Source organism: Bdellovibrio sp. ZFWA1 (assembly GCF_056175665.1).
The window spans coordinates 1,615,255-1,640,697 of record NZ_JBJKJH010000001.1; the positions used below are offsets into that span (position 1 = coordinate 1,615,255).

20 protein-coding genes are annotated in these 25,443 nt (G+C 43.6%); 14 read left to right on the forward strand and 6 right to left on the reverse strand.

The window, feature by feature from the left end; all coding sequences use genetic code 11:
- The first annotated feature begins 4 nt into the window (after nt 1–4).
- The 5 genes from AC04MN_RS07825 (at nt 5) to fliW (ending at nt 4,060) form a co-directional block, all read left to right on the forward strand.
- The gene (locus AC04MN_RS07825) at nt 5–520 is read left to right on the forward strand and encodes a flagellar protein FlgN (RefSeq protein ID WP_475382632.1); all 516 of its coding nucleotides are present in this window, start codon (nt 5–7) and stop codon (nt 518–520) included.
- 28 nt (nt 521–548) lie between these two features.
- Nucleotides 549–1,964, forward strand: a complete 1,416-nt coding sequence (flgK, locus tag AC04MN_RS07830) for a flagellar hook-associated protein FlgK (RefSeq protein WP_475382633.1) — start codon at nt 549–551, stop codon at nt 1,962–1,964.
- Between the two features lie 15 nt (nt 1,965–1,979).
- Nucleotides 1,980–3,062, forward strand: a complete 1,083-nt coding sequence (gene flgL / locus AC04MN_RS07835) for a flagellar hook-associated protein FlgL (RefSeq protein ID WP_475382634.1) — start codon at nt 1,980–1,982, stop codon at nt 3,060–3,062.
- Nucleotides 3,063–3,123: 61 nt separating this feature from the next.
- Entirely contained in the window at nt 3,124–3,360 is a 237-nt protein-coding gene (csrA, locus tag AC04MN_RS07840) for a carbon storage regulator CsrA (RefSeq protein ID WP_475382635.1), read from the forward strand.
- A 175-nt stretch (nt 3,361–3,535) separates the two neighbouring features.
- On the forward strand, nt 3,536–4,060 hold the full coding sequence (gene fliW, locus AC04MN_RS07845; protein ID WP_475382636.1) for a flagellar assembly protein FliW: 525 nt from the start codon (nt 3,536–3,538) through the stop codon (nt 4,058–4,060).
- A gap of 51 nt (nt 4,061–4,111) precedes the next feature.
- Here fliW and AC04MN_RS07850 read toward each other — a convergent pair whose 3' ends face one another.
- Complete coding sequence (locus tag AC04MN_RS07850; RefSeq protein WP_475382637.1) at nt 4,112–5,341, reverse strand: DNA recombination protein RmuC; 1,230 nt, start codon at nt 5,339–5,341, stop codon at nt 4,112–4,114.
- Between the two features lie 130 nt (nt 5,342–5,471).
- Between AC04MN_RS07850 and menA the strand changes: the two genes are divergently transcribed.
- Entirely contained in the window at nt 5,472–6,356 is an 885-nt protein-coding gene (gene menA / locus AC04MN_RS07855) for a 1,4-dihydroxy-2-naphthoate octaprenyltransferase (protein ID WP_475382638.1), read from the forward strand.
- 6 nt (nt 6,357–6,362) lie between these two features.
- On the opposite strand, the gene AC04MN_RS07860 is transcribed toward menA, so the two are convergent.
- Nucleotides 6,363–13,100 (reverse strand): Ig-like domain-containing protein, encoded by a 6,738-nt coding sequence (locus AC04MN_RS07860; RefSeq protein ID WP_475382639.1) that lies wholly within the window; start codon nt 13,098–13,100, stop codon nt 6,363–6,365.
- Between the two features lie 337 nt (nt 13,101–13,437).
- Here AC04MN_RS07860 and AC04MN_RS07865 point away from each other — a divergent pair, with 337 nt between their 5' ends.
- The 4 genes from AC04MN_RS07865 to AC04MN_RS07880 all read left to right on the forward strand — a co-directional run bounded on the left by AC04MN_RS07865 (nt 13,438) and on the right by AC04MN_RS07880 (nt 17,176).
- Nucleotides 13,438–14,562, forward strand: coding sequence for a transposase (locus AC04MN_RS07865; RefSeq protein WP_475382640.1), 1,125 nt, complete (start codon nt 13,438–13,440; stop codon nt 14,560–14,562).
- A gap of 159 nt (nt 14,563–14,721) precedes the next feature.
- Entirely contained in the window at nt 14,722–15,684 is a 963-nt protein-coding gene (locus AC04MN_RS07870; RefSeq protein WP_475382641.1) for an enolase-like domain-containing protein, read from the forward strand.
- Between the two features lie 8 nt (nt 15,685–15,692).
- Nucleotides 15,693–16,859, forward strand: coding sequence for an AMP-binding protein (locus AC04MN_RS07875; RefSeq protein WP_475382642.1), 1,167 nt, complete (start codon nt 15,693–15,695; stop codon nt 16,857–16,859).
- On the forward strand, nt 16,856–17,176 hold the full coding sequence (locus tag AC04MN_RS07880) for a (2Fe-2S) ferredoxin domain-containing protein (RefSeq protein ID WP_475382643.1): 321 nt from the start codon (nt 16,856–16,858) through the stop codon (nt 17,174–17,176). The genes AC04MN_RS07875 and AC04MN_RS07880 overlap by 4 nt, the downstream gene beginning before the upstream one ends.
- On the opposite strand, the gene AC04MN_RS07885 is transcribed toward AC04MN_RS07880, so the two are convergent.
- The 3 genes from AC04MN_RS07885 to AC04MN_RS07895 form a co-directional block, all read right to left on the reverse strand.
- Nucleotides 17,170–19,146, reverse strand: coding sequence for a hypothetical protein (locus tag AC04MN_RS07885; RefSeq protein ID WP_475382644.1), 1,977 nt, complete (start codon nt 19,144–19,146; stop codon nt 17,170–17,172). The genes AC04MN_RS07880 and AC04MN_RS07885 overlap by 7 nt on opposite strands.
- 68 nt (nt 19,147–19,214) lie before the next feature.
- Nucleotides 19,215–19,664, reverse strand: a complete 450-nt coding sequence (locus AC04MN_RS07890) for a YkgJ family cysteine cluster protein (RefSeq protein WP_475382645.1) — start codon at nt 19,662–19,664, stop codon at nt 19,215–19,217.
- On the reverse strand, nt 19,651–20,088 hold the full coding sequence (locus AC04MN_RS07895; protein ID WP_475382646.1) for an acyl-CoA thioesterase: 438 nt from the start codon (nt 20,086–20,088) through the stop codon (nt 19,651–19,653). Before AC04MN_RS07895 ends, AC04MN_RS07890 begins: the two co-directional genes overlap by 14 nt.
- Before the next feature lie 90 nt (nt 20,089–20,178).
- Here AC04MN_RS07895 and AC04MN_RS07900 point away from each other — a divergent pair, with 90 nt between their 5' ends.
- From AC04MN_RS07900 to AC04MN_RS07915, 4 genes are read left to right on the forward strand one after another with little or no spacing between them, the layout of a single operon-like run.
- Nucleotides 20,179–21,135 carry a polyprenyl synthetase family protein gene (locus AC04MN_RS07900; RefSeq protein ID WP_475382647.1) on the forward strand — a complete coding sequence of 319 codons (957 nt, stop codon included), beginning with the start codon at nt 20,179–20,181 and terminating at the stop codon, nt 21,133–21,135.
- Complete coding sequence (locus tag AC04MN_RS07905) at nt 21,135–22,202, forward strand: prenyltransferase (RefSeq protein ID WP_475382648.1); 1,068 nt, start codon at nt 21,135–21,137, stop codon at nt 22,200–22,202. The genes AC04MN_RS07900 and AC04MN_RS07905 overlap by 1 nt, the downstream gene beginning before the upstream one ends.
- On the forward strand, nt 22,199–22,948 hold the full coding sequence (locus tag AC04MN_RS07910; protein ID WP_475382649.1) for a class I SAM-dependent methyltransferase: 750 nt from the start codon (nt 22,199–22,201) through the stop codon (nt 22,946–22,948). Before AC04MN_RS07905 ends, AC04MN_RS07910 begins: the two co-directional genes overlap by 4 nt.
- Nucleotides 22,949–22,957: 9 nt before the next feature.
- On the forward strand, nt 22,958–24,127 hold the full coding sequence (locus tag AC04MN_RS07915) for a hypothetical protein (RefSeq protein ID WP_475382650.1): 1,170 nt from the start codon (nt 22,958–22,960) through the stop codon (nt 24,125–24,127).
- Here the strand turns inward: AC04MN_RS07915 and AC04MN_RS07920 are convergent.
- Entirely contained in the window at nt 24,113–25,270 is a 1,158-nt protein-coding gene (locus AC04MN_RS07920) for a glycosyltransferase family 4 protein (protein ID WP_475382651.1), read from the reverse strand. The two genes, AC04MN_RS07915 and AC04MN_RS07920, sit on opposite strands and share 15 nt — an antisense overlap.
- Between the last annotated feature and the right edge of the window lie 173 nt (nt 25,271–25,443).

Here is a 25,443-nt window from a genome sequence, read left to right on the forward strand (position 1 = left end):
AAGCATGGATGCGACGGTCGAAAAATCTGCTCAGAAATTGATTTCAAACTTAGAAGATATTACTAAGCTTTATCGTCAGCTATTGGATGTTGTGCGAAAAGAAAAAGATCTTCTTATCTCTGCTGATCGTGAAAAGATCGAAGAAAATAATCTTACCAAAGAATCTTTGTTAATGAAATTAAGATTGGCAGATGTGGCGCGTATGCGCTGCGCCTCTGACCTTGCGCTTTTGATTGGATGCGATGCTGAAAATCCTCGTCTACTAGAGCTTTCTCATAAGCTTGGTGGTGATCTTGGTGAAAGACTTCGTATTCAACATTCCGCTTTAGATATGCTGATTAAGCGTATTACTGATCTAAATAAGGAAAATGAAGAGCATGCGAAGACGGCTCTTCGCACTTTGAATGGTGCTTTAAACGAATTAAAAGAAACTATTTCAGGTAAAAAGACTTACGAGAAAAAAGGACAGTACAAACTAGGACCGCAGGTTGCAGGAAATTTTGTAAGCAAGGAAGCTTAATTAAACATAGCCTCGTTGGAGTGACAGGATGTCAAAAATCTCTTCGATGCTTGATGTTGGTAAACGCAGTTTAGCGAATTCGCAGACGGCATTACAAACGGTCGGGCATAACATCGCAAATAAATCGACCGAGGGCTACTCACGCCAGCGAGTTGAGATGTTGAGTAACACTCCCGTCAACGAAGGTAAGCTTCAAATCGGTATGGGGGCAAGAGCCGGGGTTGTTACCCGTGTGAACAATCCTTGGTTGGAAAAGCAGATTCAGCGAGAAGGCACTAATACAGGTTTCGCGGAATCTAAAGCCGATGCTCTTGGTCGGGTCGAGCAGATTTATAATGAACAGTTGAATAAAGGGCTCAATCAGTACATGACGGATTTCTTTAACGGATTCCGAGAGCTTTCCAACAATCCAGAGTCTTTGGCGTCTCGGACCATGGTGCGAGAATCAGCCGTGGCTTTGACCAAAGATTTCCAACGTGTCGTTAAACAACTTCGCGATGTTCAAGAAGATATCGATGGGCAGCTGATCACTTCGTCACAAGAAATCAATCAGATCACTAAAGAAATTGCTTCGCTAAATGAAAAAATTCAGCTGGTAGAGGTTTCTGGAGCACCGGCCAATGACGAACGTGATCGTCGAGATGTGCTATTGAAAAAATTGGGCGAAAAAATTGATATTACCTGGGCCGAGGGTAATAACGGCATGGTGACGGTCACTGCCGGTAGTACGGCCATTTTAGTTGGTGGTATTACAGCTAACGAATTAAAAGCTAAGTACACGGATACTCGTGATCGCGTTGAATTATTTTATGCTCGCGATGGTGGTTCGTCAGCAGACGCCAATGTGACAACGCAAATTAAGGGCGGTCGTCTTGGGGGTATCCTTGAGGTTCGCGATCAAACGATCGAGGGATTGATCTCTGCGGTTGATAAAATGGCCTACACTCTAGCCACTGAGGTCAATAAGGCTCATATTGAGGGCTTTGATCGCAGTGGCAACACGGGAGTGCTGTTCTTTGATATGCCCGACAGCGAACAAGGTGCTGCTTCGACAATCGCCATTAATAAAACAATTTATAACGATGTGGGGCGTATAGTCGCCTCTGCCAAAGCGGATGCTCCTGGTGAAAATACAGTCGCCAACGTGATCTCGAGTTTGCAATACAAGAACGTCATGGAGGGGGGAACCTCTACCTTTGATGATTTTTATAATACTCAGGTGGGTCAGGTTGGAACGATCACCCAGCGTGCGGTAAAGTCTTTCGAGGCGCAAAAGAATGCGATGGAGCAGTTAGCAAATATCCGTGAAAGTATTAGTGGCGTTTCTTTAGATGAAGAGACAACCAAGATGATCGAGTTCCAGAAGGCTTATGATGCTTCTGCCAGATTGATCCGTACCGCTGATGAAATGCTTGATACAGTATTGAATTTAAAACGTTTATAAGAGTAGGGTGAAAACGTGAGAATCGCTGATAAGATGCAATTTAACCAAGTTAATCAGAACGTTCAAAAGAATCGTACTGAGATGGCTGATTTGCAGAATCAGGCGGCGACTCAAAAGCGCATCACAAAGCCCTCGGATGATCCTTTAGCAAGTGCGCGAGTGCTGGCGGCCCGTACTGAAGAGCGCGGGAATGGTCAGTATATTAAGAATATTAATCAGGCTAAGGCTTTTCTTGAGTTTTCAGACCAATCCTTGGGCGAGCTTACAGAGATTCTGGTCCGAGCTAAAGAGCTTGCGGTGTCTCAGTCTTCGGATGCTTCGGGAAATGCAGAGAGCCGTATGGTCACGGCTGCTGAAATCGAACAAATTTATAATCAGGCTATTCAAATTGGTAACCGTAAATTGGGCGAGCGTTATGTGTTTGGCGGATTTAAAACGCAGACGACACCGTTTGACCAAGAAGGTAACTATTACGGTGATGACGGCGATATCAAGATTCAAACCAACAAGGACTCATTTGTTGCGATGAACGCTCCAGGAAGTAAGGTTTTTCTTGGAAAAGGTCTTGGTGGGGACGGCATTGTGCGCCCACGCTATGAGACGCCGACAGATGTACCGGCTCTTAAAGAGTTCCAGGCCGAAGAGGCCGACCGGGTCGAGCGTAATCGAGAGGCTGAGGAAGACTCTGTCATGACTCGGGGACCCGCATCCTCGGGGACCAGAGCACAGATGTCAAAAAAAGACCCGGTCAAAGAAGAGCCCGGAGTGAATCTTTTTATGGCTCTAAAGGGGCTTGAAACAGCCCTAAGAACGAATGACAAGCAGGGAATTCAGGAATCGTTGGATGTTTTAGATCAGGCTGTTTCCCAGGTTGTATTGGCGCGTTCAGAGGTGGGTTCTCGAGTGATGGCGGTGAATGGAAATATGGATTCACTACAAAAGGCCGTTGTTGATAATAAGGTCTTAGCTTCGCAATTGGAAGATGCAGATGTCTTTCAGGTAATGTCTGATATCAATAGATCAGACTCGACTTTACGCGCGACTTTAGAAACGTCGGGTAAATTAATTCAAACTAGCCTTCTTGACTTCTTAAAATAAAAAATATAACTACAGTTCCGCTCGAAAATGCCGATAACGGTGGCATCAAAAGGAGTTGAACATGCTGGTTCTCACACGGAAGTTGGGTGAAAGCATCGCTATCGATGATCACATCAAAATCAGAGTTGTCCAAATAAAGGGCAAGCAAGTGCGCTTGGGTATTGAAGCGCCTAAAGATACGAAAATTCACCGCGAAGAAGTCTATGTGGCCATTCAGGATCAAAACCAGCAGTCTGCAGCGGTTTCCTCGGATCAAACACGTTCTGTCGCTAAGCTTTTAAAGCCTGAAGCAAAATAAGCTTACGCGTCAAAAGATTGCAAACATGAAAGGGCCAAGGGGCCCTTTCGGTGTTTTCTGGAGCAATCAGTCAAATCACCTGAATTTTATTGAGTCTAGGTCAAATTAAGTCCAAATTTGAGTTATTGTATTCACCGAAATGGCGCAGTGGTGTGTCATATCGAGGGGAGGCTCTGTGATTATCAATACATCTCGTTTTGGCCAAGTGGCCATCAAAGAAGAGGATATGTTGACCTTGCCTGAAGGGCTTTTAGGTTTTGCAGATCTTAGAAAATTTGTTCTTCTCGATGATCCAAATGACGAGATCTTCGCTTGGCTGCAAAGTTGTGAAGCTCCTCAGATTGCATTCCCTGTTTTAGAGCCCGAGCTATTTGCTGCAAGCTACAATATCAGTCTTACCAAGAGTGATTTAGAAGCCTTGAAGATGAATAGTATCAACGGAGCTCGCTACTTCAGTATCGTGACTATTCCTGATGATCCAACACAGATGACTGCAAATTTAAAAGCGCCGGTTGTGATCAATGTGGCTCAAAAGTTGGCTCGCCAGTGTGTGCTTCAAGATAATCATTTGGCGATTCGCGAACCAATCTTTGCGAAGTTGCAGCAACGAGTGGTGCAGAATCCGACAGTTGCGATCAAGGCCCAATCTAATGTTATTGATGTGGCTGTTCGAATCACGCAAAAAGAAGCTGAGCTATAATTAGGCTAAAGATGTTAAAAAAAAAGCACCCGAAAGGGTGCTTTTTTATTTTTAAGAGTTGGTTTCGAGCGCAGGTAAAGTTTTTTCAGTCTTAGCCCCAAGTCGTTTTAGATCTTCTACTTGGTCGATAAGATTTCCTCTGCCATCAGCGACTTTCTTAATAACATCTTCGTGAGCTTTCTGAGCCGCTGAAAGTTTTTCTCCAAGATTTTGTAAGTCCTTTAAAAGGCCTGCAAATTTTTCGTATAAAAGGCCTCCGCGTTTAGCGATCTCCAGTGCGTTCTTTTCCTGACGATCTTGTTTCCAAAGTGAAGCGACAGTACGTAGAGTGGCTAGTAAAGTCGTCGGTGAAACTATCGCAACGCCTTTATCCCAAGCTTCCTGGAAAAGCTCGGGCTTAAGTCGGAAGGCCAAAGCAAAGGCAGGCTCAAGAGGCATGAACAGAATAACAAAATCAGGGGAAAGCAGCTTATCGGCGGCATGATATTTTTTAGAAGAAAGTCCATCGATATGCTTCTTTAAAGACTCTAGATGAGCTTTGGCAAAGCGCTCTTGATCCTCAATATTGTCCGCAGATGAATATGCTTCATAGGCCACCAGAGTCATCTTCGAGTCGATCACGATATGTTTGTTGTCCGGCAGATTTACAATGACATCTGGGCGTAAAATTTGTCCATCATCACCGCGCAGATCAAGATCAGTTCCTTGGGTGATATATTCTTCACCTTTACGAAGTCCGCTGCGTTCTAGGATATTTTCAAGAATAAGTTCGCCCCAGTTTCCTTGCGTCTTAACTTCGCCTTTCAGGGCTTTGGTTAAATTATTGGCTTCGGTGGACATTGCCTTATTGAGTTCCAATAATTTTGCTAGTTCCCCACGCAGGACGCCTCGTTCAGATCGCTCTGTCGAGTAGGTGTCTTCGACTTTTTTCTCAAAATCTTTAATACGCTCTTTAAGAGGTTCTAGCAGGCCATGAAGATTTTTGTGATTTTGGTCTGTGAACTTGGCAGACTTTTCTTCGAAAATTTTGTGAGCCAAGTTTTCAAACTGCAATTTCATCTGCTCGGCCATTTTATCGGTTTGTTGTCGTTGATCTTGGAGCATTTTATTTTGATCCGAAATTGATTTTTCTAAAATCTCGTTGCGTAGGCGCAAACCTTGATTTTCACTTTCTAGCACGGACTTTTCAGAAAGTAGGCGGGCTTGCATTTTGAAGTAAGTGATCAAAGCCCCAAGAAGGGCTCCGACAAACAATCCAAGAATTATAAGGGCGATATTCATGTCCGCATTTCCATTTTAAAAAAGACGTTAATAAATCGTGGCCACTATACCGAATGTTTGTTAGATTTTCAGTCGAACAATTCAGAATCTGTTTTAAAGTTGCAGCGTGTAATCGCGAGGTTGAATCCGTATGACAAAACTACCCTTAAAAAGCATTTTATTGGCATTTCGGCCTAAAACTCTGACGGCTGCGTTGGTTCCTGTTTTAGCGGCGACGGCCTTGGCCAAAGCGCTGACCGGAGAGTTCAATCAAACTTATTTGTGGTTGGCGCTTCTGGCTAGCTTTTGTATTCAAATTGGAACCAATCTTGTGAATGATGCCGTTGATTTTAAAAAAGGTGCAGATAATGAAAAACGTATCGGCCCCCAACGGATCACGCAATCGGGTGTTCTTACAGCTAAACAGGTGATGTTTCTAGGTTCGGCTTTTTTTGCTGGGGCCGTAGCCTTAGGTATTCCATTAGTTGTTGCTGGAGGATGGCCTATCGTTGTTATTGGGCTGTTTTCCGTGGCGATGGGTTATTCGTACACAGCGGGTCCTTTTCCTTTGGCCTATTTAGGTTTAGGCGACTTGTTTGTTATCATCTTTTTTGGTTTTGTGGCTGTTTTAGGGATGTTCTTTTTGCACACGGGAGCTTGGAGTTTTGAGGCTTGGATCTTGGGATTGCAAATTGGTCTTCATGCGACAGTGTTAATTGCAATAAACAATTTGCGAGATGCCGACGGAGATAAATTGGTGAATAAACGAACACTCGCGGTTCGTTTTGGAAGAACATTTTCTAGGATTGAAATCGGGATTCTGATCTTTGTGCCTTTTGTTTTAAATATATATTGGTTTAATAAAAATTTCCATTTGGCTGCTTGGTTGCCGTTTTTAGCTTTGCCCTTGGGTTTAAAGTTGGCTCATCTGATTTTTACAACTGAGCCAGGCCCTATGTATAATAAATTTCTGGGAATGAGCGCTGGCCTTCATTTGCTTTTTGGTTTGCTGATGTCTTTAGGATTTATAATTTAAATACAATTAGCGGGGGATTGGGGTCAGTCCTATACCCGTAGGTGTGGACAGGCCTGCTCCTGCGGTACCAAGATTTGTGCCTCTCCATTGGCCATCAGTTTTCTTGTATAGAATACTATCGCCTCCGCCATAAATCTCAGACACGGTTACGCCTCCGTCAAACAGTGTTGGTGTAAAGTGGAATGAAAATAAGGTATTTGATCCCCAACATTTTAATTGATCTGAAGAGGTAATTCCGCAGCCTCCAGCTTGGGTGTATAACATATGCACGCGTTTATAGGTGGTTCCATTGTCAACATCGACCGGAGTATAATAATTCAAATAATCGTTGTTTCCTATGCCCATGCCGCCATCGTTCATACCCCAACACTTCATTTGACCGGCCGTAGTGATTGCACATGTTACAGTAAGATTCGCAGAGACATCTTTGAACTGTGTTCCCGGTAAAACAGTTACTGGAGTTGCAGAGTTTGCAGTTCCATTGCCAGGTCTATTTCCCCAGCACTCAAGGCTTTGGGTTGTTGTGATTCCGCAGACATTGTAGTCTTGTACGGCAAGCTTCGTAAATTTTGACGAAGTGTTGGGAGTCACAAAGGTGTTTAAATATTCGTTGGTATTTCCAACTCCGAAGCTACCGTTATAGTTTTTCCCCGAGCAATACGGAGTCCCGTCGTTTGTTAGCACACAAATGCTGTTTCCAGTCGTTTCTACGTCGACAAGATTGTTCGGGGCAGTAGAGACCTGATATGCTTCGTGAATTTTGTCCCAGGCATTTGAAGGCTTAAAAGGCTTATTGGGAACATGATCACCCCAGCAATAAAGTTTTCCGTTTTGGCCAACTCCGCATGCTGAGGCGGATCCTTCGACAGAGACATCGACGAAGGTGTTGTAGTTAAGTACTGGCAAATAGTGGTTGCGTAAACCGGTGATGCCGGTTCCAGAAGCCGAGTATTCGAACGACGAGGAACATTTAGTAATTCCGGACACAGTTATTCCGCAGATCATATTAGATGTTGTCATTCCAATCTTATTCCAACTATCTAAGAAGTTCACGTCTGCAGGAGTATTCGAAGAACTTAAAGTAAACTGAACGGGACGTCGGCAATAGATTTCGTTCGCAGCATTTACGACGCAGAAGTTTTGCCCCTCTCCAGCGATCGATTTAATTGAGGACATCCATGAAAGAACTTCGATTGGCTGAACAGTTAGACTCTGTCCAAAGATGGGGCTGTAGCCTGGACTATCTGTCCAGCATTTGAGCTTGTCGGCTGTTGTGATAGCGCAGCCGCCGAATGAAAGATTTGGAAGGACAAATTTGTAGGACTCAGCTCCATCGACAATTGTGGGAACAAGGATGTTACTAGCAGTTGGCAAGCCAATAGAGTTATTATTATATCCCCAGCACTTCATTTTATCAGTGCTAGTAATGCCGCAGAAGCGATCCGCATAAAATCCGGAAAAAATATCTTTGTAGGTAGTGCCACTATCTATAAGAGTGGGAGAGCCAACGTCGGTTGTTGTTCCGTTACCAGCCTGACCGTAATTATTTTTACCCCAGCAGTAAAGTTCATCGGATGTAGTAATACCGCAAATCGTTCCGCTTCTAAGCGTAGCCACTTTTTTATATGATCGCGTAACATCGACATCAACAAAAGTATCGGTGAAATCAACACCAGCTCCAATAAGTAACATGTTATTTGTATTAGATCCTCGACAGCGAATTTTATCTAGGGTCGTGACCCCGCAAATAGGCTTCATGTAAGACCAGACATCAATTTGTTTGTATTGAACGCCAGAATCGCGGGTGGTAAACCAAGCGCCGCCAGCTCCCGATGTTGAGCTTGCCCACCAGCCTGCGCAGCGAAGCTCTTGACCTGTTGTGATTCCGCAGAAGAGGCCATCTCCCATTTTTCCATAGACATAAGTTGTTGCTGGATCAAGCTGCGCAAAAGAATCTTTAATCGCAGAATTTTGATAGCTATTAAAGGCTTCCGATTTTCCAAGTCCCCATAGTTTGCCTGCGACTACTTTTATTACTCCGCTATAGTCTGCCAAGATGTAGTCTACCGAGTTGGGCGTGAATTCATCATCTTTGATTAACACTGTGTGAGAGATAAGTTGATTAAACTCATAAGAATTAGAATCTCCGGTAATCCCCAAAACGATGACTTTATCTCCGTTAGTGGTCGAATTTCCGATAATTTCTATTGGAAGACTGACAGATGTTGCATTGGCGGCAACGTTGACTGTTGTACCACTTGGGAAGTTGTAGTCGACGCCAGCCTGCGCTGTGGAAAGCGCAGATGCAAAGAATCTAAAAGAGAATGGAGTGTTCGAAGGCTGTGTAATTTTAACGTTAACATTGAAGGTATAGGGGGCAGCTCCCTCGACGATGCTTGAATATGATGATTCAAACTCCAAAACTGGGGGAAGACGATATTCTACAGTCAAAGTATTCGAGGCTGTATTAAAGTTTCCGGCCATATCTGTAAATGAGTTTGCAGGAATGGTGATTGAAATATTACCTAAGCTTGCGGGTGTTACTGTGTACGAATAAATTTTATTTGAACCGTTGATGTAAGAGCTATTGAAGTTGATAGAACCATTAGTGATATTAAATGAACCCGCTGGAATTGTCCCAACTGAAGTGTCATTTGTTATCAATGATAATATAAACGAGGACTTCACAGTTAATGAGTCGGTACTCAGAGTGACTCCCGGAGCAATGTTATCATAAATGCGACTCAATGTGTTTGAATCTACTGAATCATTATTGAAGTTATCTTTTACTGAACTTGCCGGAAGATAAACCGAGAATGTTCCAGGTGCTATTGGCGTTAATGAAACCGCATAAACTTTTCCAGACCCGGTTAAATTTGAAACAGTGGCGTTAGTAGCGATAAAGTCTGATAAAGAGAGGCCAGTCACCGGCTCGTTGAAGTTTATATCGACTGTAATTGATGATAGGTTGATCGACGGGTTTGCCGTCGACGTTAGTGACGCCACGGGTGGCATCTGATTATCCTGGTTGATTGAATCGGAATAACAAGGGCTTATGTTTCCAGCTTCATCTTTGAATCTGACATACACGGTATTTGCTGCACTTTCATTTTGAAGAGTCCACGATTTTGGAGTCGTATAACTTTCCCAAGATCCTGCGGTCGTGCAAGACGCGTCCTGAGTGATATACATTTGTTGAGCACCAAAACCAACACTGTCCGAATAAGTAAGATCTAAAGTAGTATTTGGTGTTGTGGCGACCGCGGCACCACCCGCGATCGAAATACTTCCTGTAGGCGCGACAGCATCCCAGTATATTTTCCACGAGGCGCTACGAGTTCCGACTTTAATTGTGGCCGTTCTTACTTCCGAAGTTGTCGCGCCTGAAGTCATACGAATACCAATGGTCTGTCCATTTTGCACGGTGGTCCAAGGTCCCCATGCGGAGCTTGTTGAAATATTTCTAATTTCAGCATCGAATCCAGAGACCCCAGCAACAACAGTTCCCGAAATGCCATTTATAACAGTTGATGATGAATATTGAGTATTGACATTGGGATTAGTTATATTCGAAAAGGCAAAGACATCTGGATCAAAATCGGCCCCAGATGAAGTTGCTCCGCCCCAGGCCATAATGAAGCCCGGTGCACGTACAGATGAATCGGTTGTCCATTTCAGGGTCATCGTGCCCGAGTTTGCAGTGTAGGTGTTGCCTGTTCGTACACCTGAAATTCGATCCAATTGAGTTCCAGATAGTGTGCCGTCATAAACCTCTAAGAAATCATAGCCGCTTTCGGACGAAAACAATTCAAGATTTATTGTAATCGGAGCACCGGTATTGATTGTGTATGTGCAGACTTCGTTGTCATTAATATAGTTTGCAGAGCTACCGCCGCTATCAACTAGGATTCCGGAGCTGCTCGTGGTTGATAGATTTGAGGTTAAGCTGACAGGGTTTCCACAAATATTGATAAAGGTCGCAGGATCAGCCGATCCTCCACTAGTAACTCGGCTCCATTGATGCTCGTAAATGGCGGAATATGTTCCATAAGAATTCTGCCCTTTGAAGCATGCCTTGATTATTTCCGATGGCAACGAGCTGAAATCGTGGTTGAAAGCTCCAAGTGCTTGGGCCGAACTGTATCCAGAGTTGTTCGAACAGTCCGTAGAACTGGCCGCGCCAATTTTAAAATAATAGTTGATAAGATCAACTCCGGACACCGTTGTCGTGACACTATTTGAGCTATCGTGTCCAATTGGAAGTCCACTTACTTGAATCGCCGGTGCAATATTATTTACCGTCACAGAACCCGATACAGCAGAATCCAGGTTTGAATTTCCAGCAAAATCACTTACGGCCCCAGCTAATATCTTTATCGATAATGTTCCCGTCCCGGAGCACCCCGTGACATTGACGGTCCCACCAGAGACACCACTAGAGCTTACTGTTGCGACGCACCCTGCAGTCGCAGTTCCATTTAACTGCACGTCGCTATTGTCAAAGTTCGATATATCCGCACCTGAAAAAGTGATCGGCCACGAGAAAGTAGAATTGATGTTACCAGCACTCGGGGAAACCGCCCCAATTGTTACTAACGGCGCAGTATTGTCGACAATCACTTGTGTCGATGGTCCAACCGCAATTGATGTGTTACCAGCAAGATCCGTCGCTGCCGAAGCATTGATTGAAATTTTTAAAGTGCCTTCCCCTGAGCAGTTTGTGACTTCAATATTGCGATTAGTAAGTCCTGTTCCTGTGACTGCGATATTGCACCCAGACAGTGCTGTAGTCAGAGAAATGAACGACGAGTTTAGAGAAATCGAGTTGGCTCCAGTGAAAGTGACAGGCCAAACAAAAGTAGTCGATTGCTTGCCGTTTGCAGGAGTCGGCGAGCCAATGGTTAAAGAGGGTGCCGTGTTATCCAGAGTGATACTTCCCAGACTGGCCAAAGCTGAAGAAGAATTTCCTGCACTGTCGGAAATCGCACCTGAGTCTAAAGCAACATCCAGGGAGCCACTACCAGTACAACCCGAGATACTAAAAGTTCGTGTGCTAAGACCTGTGCCAGAGATTGATTTAACACATCCTGTAGCATCACCTAATATGTTAAACATGCTTGTTGTTAAGTTTACGGAAGACGCATCAGTAAAATTTAATATCCATGAAAATGAAGTCGTTGAATTTCCCATAGAAGGAGATGGACCAGAAACGGCGATTGTTGGTGCTGTGTTATCCACCAAGATGTTTGCAGATGGTCCTGCTGCCGACGCAGACGTTGCGCCATCTGTGGCTGTACCTGCCGCGACGGAAACTGTAATTGTTCCATTTCCAGTGCAGTTTGCGATTGTTAGTGTGAACGTAGGCCCAGATCCAGACAGAGCCTTTGTGCAGCCCGCACTGGCTCCGTTGATTGTTATATCTGAGGTCGTGAGTGAATAAGAATTGGCATTAGCATAAGTAAGGGTGATTTGCGATTGACTCGTACTTCGAATGGCAGTGTTTGATGGACTAGACAGAGATAACGTCACACCTAAGTTAGAAACGGAAACCGTGTTACTTGTTATTGCCGGGCTCGAATTTCCAGAGATGTCAGTGGCAATTCCGCTTGCAATACTAAATCCTAATGTGCCAGTTCCTGTACAGCCAGATACTGCAATTGTTCGTTGAGTAAGACCAGAACCAGAAATACCGATGCTACATCCGGTTGTGGCACCAGACAATGTGATGTTGCCACTGCTAAGATTTACCGAGTCTGCTCCTGCAATATCTAAAGTCCAATTAAATGTGGTTCCAGAGTTGCCGCTTGTTGGAGTCGCAGTCGACAGAGAAAGAATCGGGGCGCTGTTATCTATAGTGATTCCAGTCAAGGAAAGCGACGCAGACGAGTTGTTCGCTAGGTCTTTTGCAACTCCAGGAGCAAGGCTCAGGCTTAAAGAGCCATTGCCAGAACATCCCGTAATTTCAACGATTCTTTGCGATAATCCAGTTCCCGTAATCGTTGTGGTACAGCCGGCACTAGCGCCTGTAAGCGACAAATCGGATGAACTCAATTGGATTAAATCTGCCCCCGTAAAATTAAGTTCCCAACGAAAGGTTGAGCTCGCGTTACCAATGTTCGAGGATGTTAAGTTTTGGGTGAGGCCAGGAGCGATGTTATCTATAATGATTCCGCTTAAAGTATTGCTATCAAGTGAAGAGTTGCCAGCCTGATCAGCGACAGCACCAGCCAATACTTTGACTGAAAGGCTGCCGGAAGAAAAGCTGCAGTTTTGCACGATGATTTGACGGAAGGTCGTACCGGTGCCAGCCCAGCTTGCGGTGCAGTCGTTGATACCTGTTCCACTAAGATCGATTAAAGTTGGAATCGTGGAAATTTGATCAGCGTCTGTCAGAGTCACCGGGATTACTAAATTTTTATTAAGGCCAGTGTAAATTACTGTCGGTGCTCCTAAATTAACGATCGGTGGTATCGTATCTTTAAGAATATTCCAAGTGCTTGCTTGACCTGAGTTTGTATAAACCAAGATTTGAAGAGGCCCATCGGGATGGGCGGATAAATCAACATCACCCTCGAAGACACCCGAGTTGCAGGGCAAACTAGTGATCGAGTTTTGAAACTCAACACTCGCCGATCCCACAGGGCAGAGGCCGCGGATGTGATATGAAGATTTATTTGTTGATAAAATTGGCCCCGAATCTGAAAGAATTTTAAGAGAGTTCAATGATGCTTGTTCGGTCGGCATTAGTTTAGCTTGTAATGAACAGGCCGATAGGTACAGTGCTCCCAATGTAAGCAAGATTAAATTACTTACCCGTAGGTCCCGAATAAAACAACGCTTCCGAATACTAAGCCACATAACTAACTTATCGGCAGTTTTGCGAAAATGTTTAAATGTTGTCTGAAATTCGAATTGCCCGGAAATAAATGTTACCGAAGCTGCCTCAAAACGAGATCCAGATTTTCGTCCCCAAGCTCATTGCCCGTTAAATAGTGTTACCGAACAGGCTAGCCTTAAGTCCTTAGAATCACAGGGAGGTGATTTGGTGCAAGGGTCTAGTAAGTGGGACTATGTCCGAGTTATGAGCGAACGTTACCAGAATGCGTGTCGCAAGGAGAAGCGTCTCATTTTGGATGAGCTGGAGAAAAATTTAAAAGTTCACAGAAAAAGTGCCGTGAGGGCCTTGAATTATGTAAAAAATAAAAAGCCCAAAGAGTCTCGAGGTCGCCGTCGTATTTACGACGATTTCGTGATCCAGCATTTAAAGAAGTTGTGGCTGGAGATGGGGCAGCTCTGTTCGCGCAGAATGAAGAAGGCCTTGCCTCGCTGGATTACTCACTACGAAGCTCCTGATGTGACCAAGCACTTATTGCTACAGATGAGTAAAACAACCATAGATGTATATCTGCGGCCCTACAAGGCACAATACCGCCGTCACTGGAATAGCGGTACGAGAGCCGGTAAGTACATCAAAACGATGATCCCTTTAAAGCCCCTGGACTACAACGTGGGATCCGTGGGGCATATCGAGGCCGACACGGTTCACCACTGTGGCGGGAGCTTAAGTGGAGCTTATGCGATTACGCTAACCGTGACGGATGTACTGAGCAGTTGGACGGAGTGCCGTGCTATGTGGGGCAAGTCTTCGTTCGGGGTTACGACTTGCATGGTGGACATTGAAAGAAGTTTACCGTTTAGGCTACACACGATCTGCACGGATAACGGCAACGAGTTTTTAAACCATCAGTTCCTCCGTTACCTGCAAGACCGCGAAGAAAAGGTCGCTCTTAAGCGAGGTCGTCCCTACCGCAAGAATGATCAGTGTTACGTTGAGCAAAAGAACTTCACCCATGTCAGGGAGCTTTTTGGTTGGGATCGTTTAGACAAAAAAGATCTGATCGAAGTGATGAACGACATTTACCGCAACGAATGGTCGTTACTACAAAATCTTTTTTATCCGCAGATGAAGTTGGAATACAAAACTCGAGTGGGGGCAAAGTACAAGAAGAAATACTCGGAACCACAGACACCTTTAGAAAGAATCCTAGCTTCACCAAACGTCTCCCCAGACTGCAAAGAGAAGCTAAGAAAGCTTGAACAAACTTTAAATCCGTTCGAACTCAAAAAAAGCATAGAAACTAAACTAAAGATCATCAACAAACTTCTTCAAAAAACCGAAGAAGATCCAGAAGGAATACCAGCATGACACATAAACCCACAGACAAGTCCTTCGGTAACACTTATTTATCGGTCAATACGAATTAGGTACTTATGTTTAGTTAAAAATGAGGCATTTTTTTAAACATGCCTCAGATTGAGCCGGACGTCTAGATGACTTCGTCATTTTGATTGGGCAATATGAATTATGGTGTGGATTAGTAAATATGAGTTGCAATCTCGATCTCGGTTAAACGCTCTGGACAAAGGTGTAACAACTCATGGCCTTCTTCTTTGTTTGAAGGATTCAGAGTCGAATAAAATGGGATATGCAGATATTTGCCCGCATTCATTTTGGGGGGATCCAAATTTAGAGGCGATCCTTCGCGATAACGAGACACCATTATTTAAAAACGCTTTAGCTTTTGCGCACAGAGAGCTTGAGGCTAAAAACAATGGTCGATCGCTATTTTCACAGAGTTCGATCCAGTCTAATTATCTTCTTTTAGCAGACGAAATGTTAAGCTGCGAGACCTATCAGAAAAAAAGAGATCTCGGATTTGAAAAATTGAAAATCAAGGGTATGCCCAATGTTCTTGAACTTGCCAAAAGTTTAAATGCCATCACTTTGGCTCCACGCTCTTTACGTATTGATTTTAATGCATCTTTGAATCTGCAGCAGTTCCAACTATTCTTTAGTTCTTTAAGCTCTCGGTCTTGCGAGGCCATCGAGTATATTGAAGATCCTTTTGCTTGGTCTGTTGAAGAATGGCAAAAGGCTCAAAATTTATTGCCCTTAGCTGCCGATGAATTTGCGGAAAAGGCCTGGGGAATTGACGAAGCTGCCCGTTATTTAGTTTTAAAGCCTGCGCGTTTGGGCGTCGAAAAAATTAAGCAAGGTATGCACAGGCTGCGACAGCAAGAATGTATTTTTACATCGGCAATGGATCATTGGGTCGGTATTCTTCATACAATAAGTGTGGCGCAAGAAATTAAAGGTTTGTATCCATCTAAGGTACACCCAATTGGGGGGTTCTTAACAATGCAGTCTTATCGTAACTTTCCTACTTATCCCGAAATCCAATGTGAAGGAGCTACAATTTTTTTGCCTTCGGGGCCAGGTTTGGGGCTTGATCTAGAAATGCGTAATTATGAATGGGTGCTAATTTAGGGAAGACTATGGAAATAAGTTTTGATTTTAATTCCCAGAAAAATGAAATTTTGTTGAATCCTCGCTTTGAAAAAGCGACTCAAGTAAAATTAGAAAATCAAGTTAAGCAGGTTTTGACTGATAAAGGCCTCAACGCCCATTTCGCCATTTTGACTTCGGGGACAACCACCGTTAGTGCGGATTCTTTTAAGTTTGTTTTGCTTAGTAAGGCTGCTGTTTTAAATTCGGCTAGGGCCGTGAATGATCATCTTAAGGCTCGGCCTAATGATGTTTGGTTAAGTGTTTTGCCTTACTTTCATGTGGGTGGTTTAGGTATTTGGGCGCGAGCCTTTCTTTCGGGATCTAAGGTTATGACTTTAGGTTCTGACTCATGGAACGCAGGTGAATTTTTGCAAAAGTGCCATGATTCTGGGGTGACGTTGACTTCTTTAGTGCCCACTCAGCTGTATGATTTAGTTCGCTTGGGTGAAAAGGCTCCAGGATTTTTGCGTGCTGTAGTTATTGGCGGTGGCGCTTTAGATCGAGACCTCTATGCGCAATCTCGAGAGTTGGGTTACCCAATTTTACCTTCTTATGGAATGACTGAAACGGCCTCACAGATTGTCACGGCCCCTTTAGACTCTTTAATGCGAATGGAATTTCCCGAGCCGGTACTGTTGTCTCATGCTCAATTTGCAATTGCTGATTCGGGATATCTTAAAGTTTATAGCAGCTCGCTTTTGACCTCTTACATCTATATCGAAGGTGACACCGTTAAAGTCGAGTCGCCCTTGGATAAGGATGGATGGCTTACGACTGAAGATTTTGCAGCTCACTCTGGTTCTATTTTTAAAATTATCGGACGTGGGCAAGATTACATTAAAGTGGGTGGAGAAGCCGTCAATTTGGCAAAGCAGCGCCAGATATTTGAGTCCCTTATCATCAAGCATTCATTTAGCGATGGGGATAAATTGGCACTTACAAAAAGGTTAGATCCTCGATTAGGAGCCAAAATCGTTTTATATCAATCTTGCGATGAAAATGAATATATTCGTAAAATAGTTGAAGAGTATAATAAAGAGGTTTTGCCCTTTGAAAGAATCAAAGCTAGATTTCGCGTTGAACAGATCCCACGGACGGAATTAGGGAAGATTATGTGGGCTCAATTAGAAAGTCTTGCAGGAGTAGAAATATGAAATCAGCCAATCATACCTGGCAAAAAGCTGCTGTATTCATCTGTACAAAGTGTCAAAAAGCGATTGATCCTGCCTCGTTGAGTATTTCTGGTGACGTTGCAGAGCACTTGAAAAATAAATTGAAAAGCGAATTGCGCGATGCCGGTAAAGGTAAAGAGATCCGAGTGATGACTTCAAGTTGTCTTTCGATTTGTATTGATGACCTTCAGGCGATAACGATTTTCCCATCTGACGGGCAGGGAAAGCAAATTGAAAGCATCGTTTTTCATCCCGAAAAAGACTATAACCAACTTTTTGATAAATTAAAAAACTATTGAGTTGTAATCGAAATAACAGCAGGCGCAAGATTGAATGGAGTCAGACTAAAGCTGTGGTTAGATAGTGATCCCGTCGCTTTAAAGTAAAGTCGATACCTGCCTGCGCTGTAATCTGGTGGCCATAGAATATCTGAGCCGGCCGAAATTACGCTGCTGCAGCTTGAATCGCCGTAAATATTTACGGAAGCAGACCCAGTCGAGATACTTTGTAAAAGAAGTTGGTTTTTAGGGGCTACGGCATTGCTGTTTGAATCATAAAGTTCGAACTCAATCGAGGTGCAGCTGCCAATGGCAAGCACGGGACTATAAACTTGGCGAATACCAACGGGACCTGAATTAATGGTCAGCGATAAGGTGTTCGAAGTTATATTACTTCCGGCAGAGTTAATTCTTGTTGTGAAGCTTGATGATCCCGAGCTTAGCGGAACTGCAAAAATAAATTTTCGATAGTTTCCTGCTGCTACGGAACTTGTCATACTCCCGTTAATCAGACCTTCGTAACAGCCGTTACTATATAAATTAATATTCGCGCCGCCAGAAAGTACGTAGTCTATCGGGGTGGCAACGGATGCAGGTAAAAGCGTTCGGTGATCATTAAGCAGATCAGTGGAAATCATGTAGCATCGGTTTGTTTCAAGCGATGTTTCTGAAAAATTGTTAAGCTTGGTGATGACCGTTTTGTCAGTAAGATCGATGTAAGTGTAGATTTTGTCTGCATCTATATTAAGAGTTCCATTAACGGTGTCTGTCCCCGTGGCCGACACTGAAATCACGTTCTTGATAAAACTATTTGAAGTGCCCGCCGCCGAATATTTAATGTAGCCCGTGAAGTAATTAGTGGCCGTTGTGATTTTTGGATTGGCTAGCACCGTCGAACAGGTTGAGTTTGAATAGAATTGAACTCCCGCAACATCCGAAGAGAAGCTCAGATTGATATCTGTTCGATTTGAATTGATCGCGATATTGGAGTTGTAGGATTTGAACTCTATCTTGAATGGATAGCACTCATTCGATTTGTAAGTGTAGGGAAAATTCCAATCAAACATCACGAAGCGATTCACGCTACTAGAATCATAGGTGTTTTTGAATGAGATCGAGATTGAAGAATTTGCAGTATCGATGTTTGTGCTAGAGGCTGTGTTTACCAGTCGGTAGGTTTCTGAAGAACTAGATGAACTTCTAATATAGATATTTCCCTGACTATTATTGCTTGAAATATTGACCGTTGAAGTGAGAGAGCTTGAGTTCGAGGTATTGCAGTCATTCCAACTTGGATAAAAGCTCACAGGTTGGTCCGAGCTGTTTTTAAGCTGAAATGCCATGGCAGTCTTGGTTTCAGCGTGTAAGCCGTTTGAGTCTAAAAGATTCGCGGTGACTTCAAAACAAGAGTATTGAGGGGCTGCGTTCACCGGCTTTATTTTTCTTAAAACTATCTGTGTAGGCACTCGCTCTCCAGATCCGTCCTTCACTCCTAAAATTAAAGGTTTTGTCAGGCCTAAAAGAGTCTCACCAGCGATGTAGATAGCCTCAACGTTTTTAGCCTGTAGTTCAGCGTCTGTATTAATACCTAGGGCGTTATAGATAAATTCTTTACTTAAAATAAAACTAAATTGGCCATCACTACAGTTGATATCGTTGTTGGTTGTTGTGGAAACTGCAGTTGCGTTAGAGCCAATGGCCGAGTTGTAAGTAGTCGATGCTGGTACATACTGATAATTGAGGCTTTCACCTGCCAACTTAAAAGCGACCTTTAAACTTTGAGAGCGAATATCGCAGCTCCCAGAAAATTGCAGAAACTTTTGACTATCAGGGAAGTCTACAGATTCAACTCCACCAGACTTCAGCGAAGGAGCGGGAAGTTCTTTTGATAATGAGTCGATCGTAACGGTTGGCTTCGTGCAGGCCGCGATAGCCATCACGACCACGACGATAGAGGTCCTTAAATTGAGGATTTGCGAAATCGTACCCATGGGTCTAGATATCGGAATAAATTTGGTCTAGCTTGAAGTTATTCTCAAGATGAGACTATTTTGTAATCTTATCTGCCGTATCGCTCTTCAGAATCAAGTTGTTCGTTCAATGTATTGACGATCTCTTCCTCGCTCCAAATGCGGCCTTTTCCAACGCCTGGACAGAATGCTTTCACTTCTTTGGCCCATTCTTTGGCTCCCATAACTTCTGGCCAAAATGGCCATGTTCGGCATTGAGTCGGGCGAGCTTCATAGACCGAGCAGCCTTTACCTTTTAAGAACATGCAGTCAGGATTTTTTGGATCTTCTTTAAGGTGCCAGATGCCGCCTGTTTTTTCACAATAGTTTTGTGTAAAATCAGAGGTTTTGATCTTTAGGTGTTTTGCGAATCTTTTGCGGTCTTCTAGGGTTAAATACACAAAGCCAAATTCGCCATGAGACGTGCAACACTTGCCAGATCCTTGGCACTGGAACTGAACTCCATTGCGCCACCATTCTTTTCCATTACCTCGGGACATTTGAGGACTCCTCTTGCGCTAAATATTGCGCAAAGCGTGTTTTGAAGGAATCGGGGATCTGGGTCTTTTGCTTCGTTTTTGGATCGACAAAAGTGTGTATCATAATCACTTTTGCACAGGGGCCCTGGGGACCAGAAAAGCTGTATTGCATGGTGATTGATGAAGAGCTTAAGGCCTTTACAAGAGCTTGGATTTCATAGGTTTGCCCGGGGAAGAAGGGTGCCATATAGTCCGCAGAGGTGTGGCGGATGGGGATGAAGTAATCCCGACATCCAAAGTACTCATTCCAGGTAAAGCCCGCCTCGATAATAAACTGCTCGAAACAGTCATGAGCCCAGCCAAAAATGTTACCAAAAAACATAATTTGGGCGGGATCTGCTTCACGAAAGCTCATTGTTTTTTGTGTTTTGAAAATTCGATTCATTTTTAAGGTTTTACGCCCTTTGCTGGCTTGACAGCAAGCACATAAATTGGGAATTCTGGGGCGCTAGAAGACACTCCCAAGGAGATCAAATTGCAGCACAATGTCATTGATTTGAAAGTCTATGATGCCAAAGATTTTCCGGCCTATCTGCCAAAGCTAAATCGTCTTTATGACGACTTGTTTGCGGGTGGCAAAGGCTTTCGCGCGAAATTAATTCGTATGATGGCTGACTCTATTGGACTGCAATCAAAAGCCGAGCATTTGTTGGCCCAGACCATAGAGTTTATTCATAATGCCTCGTTACTGCACGACGATTTGGTGGATCGCTCTCAGCTTCGACGCGGAAAGCCTGCGGCTTGGACGAAGTACACTCCAGAGTATGCTGTTTTGGCTGGTGATTATCTATTGGCCCGCGTGATGGTGAACTTATCAGGCCATGGCAATATCAAGCTCGTTCAATACACGGCCGAGATTATTTCAGATCTTCTAGAGGGCGAGTGGCTTCAAGATTCAGTTGTTGGTGATTTTTTTGTGACCCTTGAGCAGCTCGATCGCATTCATAACCTGAAGACTGCCAGTTTGTTCAAATGGTGTATTCGTGCGCCGTTCATCGCGCAAGAGCGATACGATGAAAAACTTCATAGCACACTCGAAGAGATGGGAACTATTCTTGGACAACTGTTCCAGCGCAGTGATGATCTTTTGGATTACGATATTCGTAATGATGAAGGTAAGGCAATTTTGGGTGACCTTAAATCGGGTTATTTAAATAGTTTTGGTGCTTTTGTATCCAAGGGGCAGCCTCGATCAGTCATCGATCAAATGGTTAAGTCGCGGGATCTTTCAGAATTTTATGCGGCCCTGGGCGGTAAAGAACACTTTGATTCTAAACTTGCAGAGTTCGACAAAATGAACCAAGAGTTGATTCATCTATACGAACATCATTTAGCGACATTGCAAAGTCTGCTGCCCGAGAGTGAACACAAATTGATTCAAAAATTGAAGCCTTTGACCGAGATTCTCTACTGGAGAAGGAAGCCTCAATAATGCAATTTAAAACTCTGCAAAAATCAGACGCCGATTTTGAATCTTATTTGCTGGGGACCTTTTCGGAAACTCATCGGGCTATTCCTATACAAACTTTGAACGTTAACTCGCCTTCAGAGACCGTGACTTTTAAAATCGTAAAGGTCGAAGATATCGAGTACCCAGGGGCCTTGGTGTTTTTTGCACGGGCATTTCGTCTTCATCATCTTTTGATGATTCTTTTTCCATTATTATTAGTTCTTACTAAAAACACGACAGATAAACATCTGCCAGATAGTGTGGCCGTTTTGTTGGCGACTCTCGGAGTTGTTTTCGGATTTGTGGCCGCAGGTTTTCGGAATGACTATATGGACCATATCAAAGGAATGGATCGTATTTGTCAGGATGTGGGCTCTCGAGTGATCCAATTGGGCTGGCTGACGGCCTGTGAGGTTCGTCGTTATTCGTACTTCTTTTTGTTTCTTGCCCTTTGCTGTGCTGTTCCTGTTGTTTGGAGCGTTCCAGAGGTCGGCGTGATCGTTGCGTTGGCTTTGCTTGTGGGTTTATGGGCGCAGTTTACGAAAAGACATTCTTTCAAATATCAAATTGGCGGTGAGCTAGCGATCTTTGTACTACTAGGGCCCTTGTTGACGACAGGTTATCAAATGGCGCTAGGGGCTGGTTTTGACTGGGAGGTTGTTTACCTTGGGGCCATTTGGGGTTGGATGATTTTATTTTTAATTCATCTAAAAAACTTTGGTCAGATTATGATCTTAAGCCAAGCTAAATTTCAAAATACAATCACCTGGCTTGGCTTTGATAGAAGTCGAAAGCTTTTAGGTGCTTGGTGGTTGATATTTATTATTTTGTATTTTGCTTACCACTGTCGCTTTGCGGGTTTCTATTTTGGTTGGTACATGTCACTGGCGATTTTATTTTTATCGAGCCGTTACTTCATACGGGTGCGCAATATTTCGAGCCCCGTGGGCTCCGATCTTATAAAAATTCAAGCTATTGGTCGTCGCTTGTACCTGCTAGTGGTTGGTATTTGGACTTTTGAAAGCCTTTGGTACTTGTTCACTCAATGAAGATCGCACTTTTTGCCCCTCAGGATAAATCGGATCTAAGTCATTGGTTGCAGCACCTTGGGGCTACTTTGAATCCCTCTACGGATCTTTCTGAATTTCAATTTGTTATCGACTGGCACTCTGATAATCCTATCGTGACGGACTCCGATGGACGCAAGCTTTGTATCGATTTTGATCAAGATCATATTACCTATCAGCGAAAGCAGCTGCGCGGGAAAAATGAGCCGTTGGCGAAGGCTTTAGGTCTTGGTAAGGGAACGCAATCGGTTTTGGATTTATCTGTGGGGATGGCTGCGGATTCGGTTCTTCTGTGTCAGCTTGGTTTGAAGGTGACGGGAGTTGAAAGATCTGCGCTACTATTCTTTTTGCTAAAGCAGGCCTTTGCGGTGACCTCTCGAGCCGAGTTAAAAGACTATCAACTGGTGCATGAAGAGGCTCTGGTTTTTTTGGATCGAGATGGAGTTTCCTCTAGCTTTGATGCTATTTATTTTGATCCCATGTATCCGCATCCTGCTGGCAAAAAAAAGACGGCTTTGCCAAAGCAAGAGATGGTGATTTTTCGAGAGTTGGTTGGTAAGGACTTAGACGCGGATAAGGTATTAGAGAAAGCCTTAAAGTCCGGTGTAAAAAAGATTGTAGTTAAACGGCCTCACGACGCGGCACCATTGGCCATGGATTTGGGTTTTAAGCCCAGTCATTCTATTGAAACTAAAGTAGTAAGATTTGACGTATATGTTCGCAGTTAAGGAGAGTTTATGTTTTTAATGTGGTTAGGATCGTTGGCTATTTTATTTGCTGGATTGTTTCTATCATCAAAAGCTTTGCAATCTGTGTTGGCACCCTTGAGAGAACGTTCGTTGGACTCTTTGCAATCTAAAGATTTTAAAGCAATGCTTGTAGGTGCATTTTTATATGTTCTGGGTACAGGTCACGAGCAAGAAAGTGCGACGGTGGCAGTATCGGCTTATAATTTTAAGTTAAGTTCTCGACGGGCAGCTTTGCTTTTATTGTGTTTAAGCTTAATGGGTTTATGGTGGCCTCTGGTTTTGATGTGGGGTTATTTACAATACAACGGCTTACTGCTAATCGGAGTGGCGGCTTTGCTGTGGATTCTGCCGTGGAATACGGTGCGAAATATGCAACGTCGCCAAGCGATGATCGAATTCTTTTTCGGCGTCGGTCTGTTTTACTTTGGGGCCGAACAGCTATTAAAGAATTCAAGTTTGCTTATTAATCTTTTAGGGCAGTCTGAATTTGCTTTTTGGATTGTAGAAAAAAGTCTGATCCCGTTGCTGTCCTTGTCGGTAATGGCATTTGTTTTGGGTTGTTTAATTCGCATTCCATTTTATTCTGTGGCGCTTTCTTTGGTTTTAATGATGAGCGGAAGCTTGACGTTTCAAGGGGCTCTTTTCCTGTTTTTAGGAGAGCGTCTATATGGGATTTTTCAAGTTTATTGGATTGCAAGCAAGGCGGATCGTACGGTGCAGAGCTCTGTTAAATGGTGGGCGATTGTCTCGCTAGTGGGGCTTTTATTGGGAACTTTTGCAATGGTGACGGCTTCCTTGAATTTTAACTGGGGAGCTATTTACGGTGTCGAGCCTGCGATTCGAAATCAGCAGTATATCACGACGGTTGCTATTGTTTTGTTATTTCAGTTTGTTGCCCAGATGGCATGGGGGCATTTTGCATCACCCAAGAAAGAGACCGAAATGTCTGAGGTCGCTTATATTGACTGGGCATCTATTTCCGGAAATTTAAGTGAATCATCCAAAGAATGGTTGCAGTTGGGGTTGAATGTTCGACTTAAAAAGATCGATGAACACCTTGCCGAGTTAAATGGACCTTCAGCTAATCAAATTCCAGAAAGTGTGAAGCTGCGCTTGCGCGAAGAGCACAAAGCCCTGAGTGCTTTAGTTCAAAATTAATTGGCGCAGATTTTTTATCAGGCTCTCTTCGTTGTATTCGTCGAGAGCTTTCTTTTTACTCGCCACCGCTTTCTGCTTCCATACCTTGCGATTTTTAAAAACTTCTAATAGACCTTTAAAAAGAGCCTGTTCTGATTTGGGCTCTACCAAAAGTCCTAACTCACCTCTGTTTAGAATATCGATAGGGCCACCAGCGTAAGTCGACATACAAGGGCAGCCGCTGGCCATTGCTTCGATTAGAACTAAGCCAAAGGTTTCTTGATAAGAGGGCATAACAAAAAGATCTAAAGACCTATAGAACACTTGAATCTGCTCCATAAATCCCAAAATCTGCACATGATCGTGGAGGCCATATTCTTCAATAAGGCGCTCGCAATGGGCTTTCGTACCGGGCTCTCCCTGAGTATCTTCGCCAACTAAGACAAGTTTGAAATCCTCAAGGATCGGAGTTTCTTGAGAATCGATGTAATTTTTTAGCAGCCGAGCGGCTTCAATCAGTTCAATTTGGCCCTTCTGGGGATCAAAGCGTCCTGCCGAGCCGATAAGAAATGTCGTCTCGTTGCAACCTAGTTGTGAGCGAAGGGATTTTCTTTGTTGTTTGTGCTGTTCTGAAAGTTCATCAACCGCAAATCGACTTAAATCAATGCCAAGGGGTACAATCTTCAATTTACTCTCTGAAATGGGAAGACTTTTTAAAAGATTGTCTTTATGCGTTTCAGTCATGCAGACAAGTTGATCGACACAAGAATAAATCATTTTGTGAAAGACGTCTTTTTTCTTGTAGTCGATAAAAATATGGGCCCAAGCAATAACTTTAATATGAGGGCGCATTTTTTTAATTAAAAAAACAACTTTCAAGTCCTTAAAGCGATGAACGAAGAGATGGGTTGATTTTTTTTGATCAAGGATCGCAATAATATTTCGGACCTTAGATAGGGCAGAAGATTTCTTTTCAAGCCCCAAAAATTCGACGGAATCTTTGAGAGCTCTTTCGGCGACGAACGAGCTATTAAGTCCAATCAATGGAGCATCGATGCCCTGTTCTGTATAGAGCTTCGAGAAACGCACGGCCATTAATTCGAGGCCGCCGGCAGAGGGGCTTAAGCATAATTGAACGGTTCTTTGTTCGGTACGTTGATCCATGAATTGATCCATCGTTGGTTATAGACAACCTCAAAATAAGTAACAAACGGCTTAAAGTCACCGAATTTCAATAATAGAGGAATATAAGAGTGTTGAACTTTTAGACAGCCTGGCAAAAAAGTCAAAGCTGCCGTTAGGGCCTCTGATTCAGAGCGGTTTCGTATTAATATAGC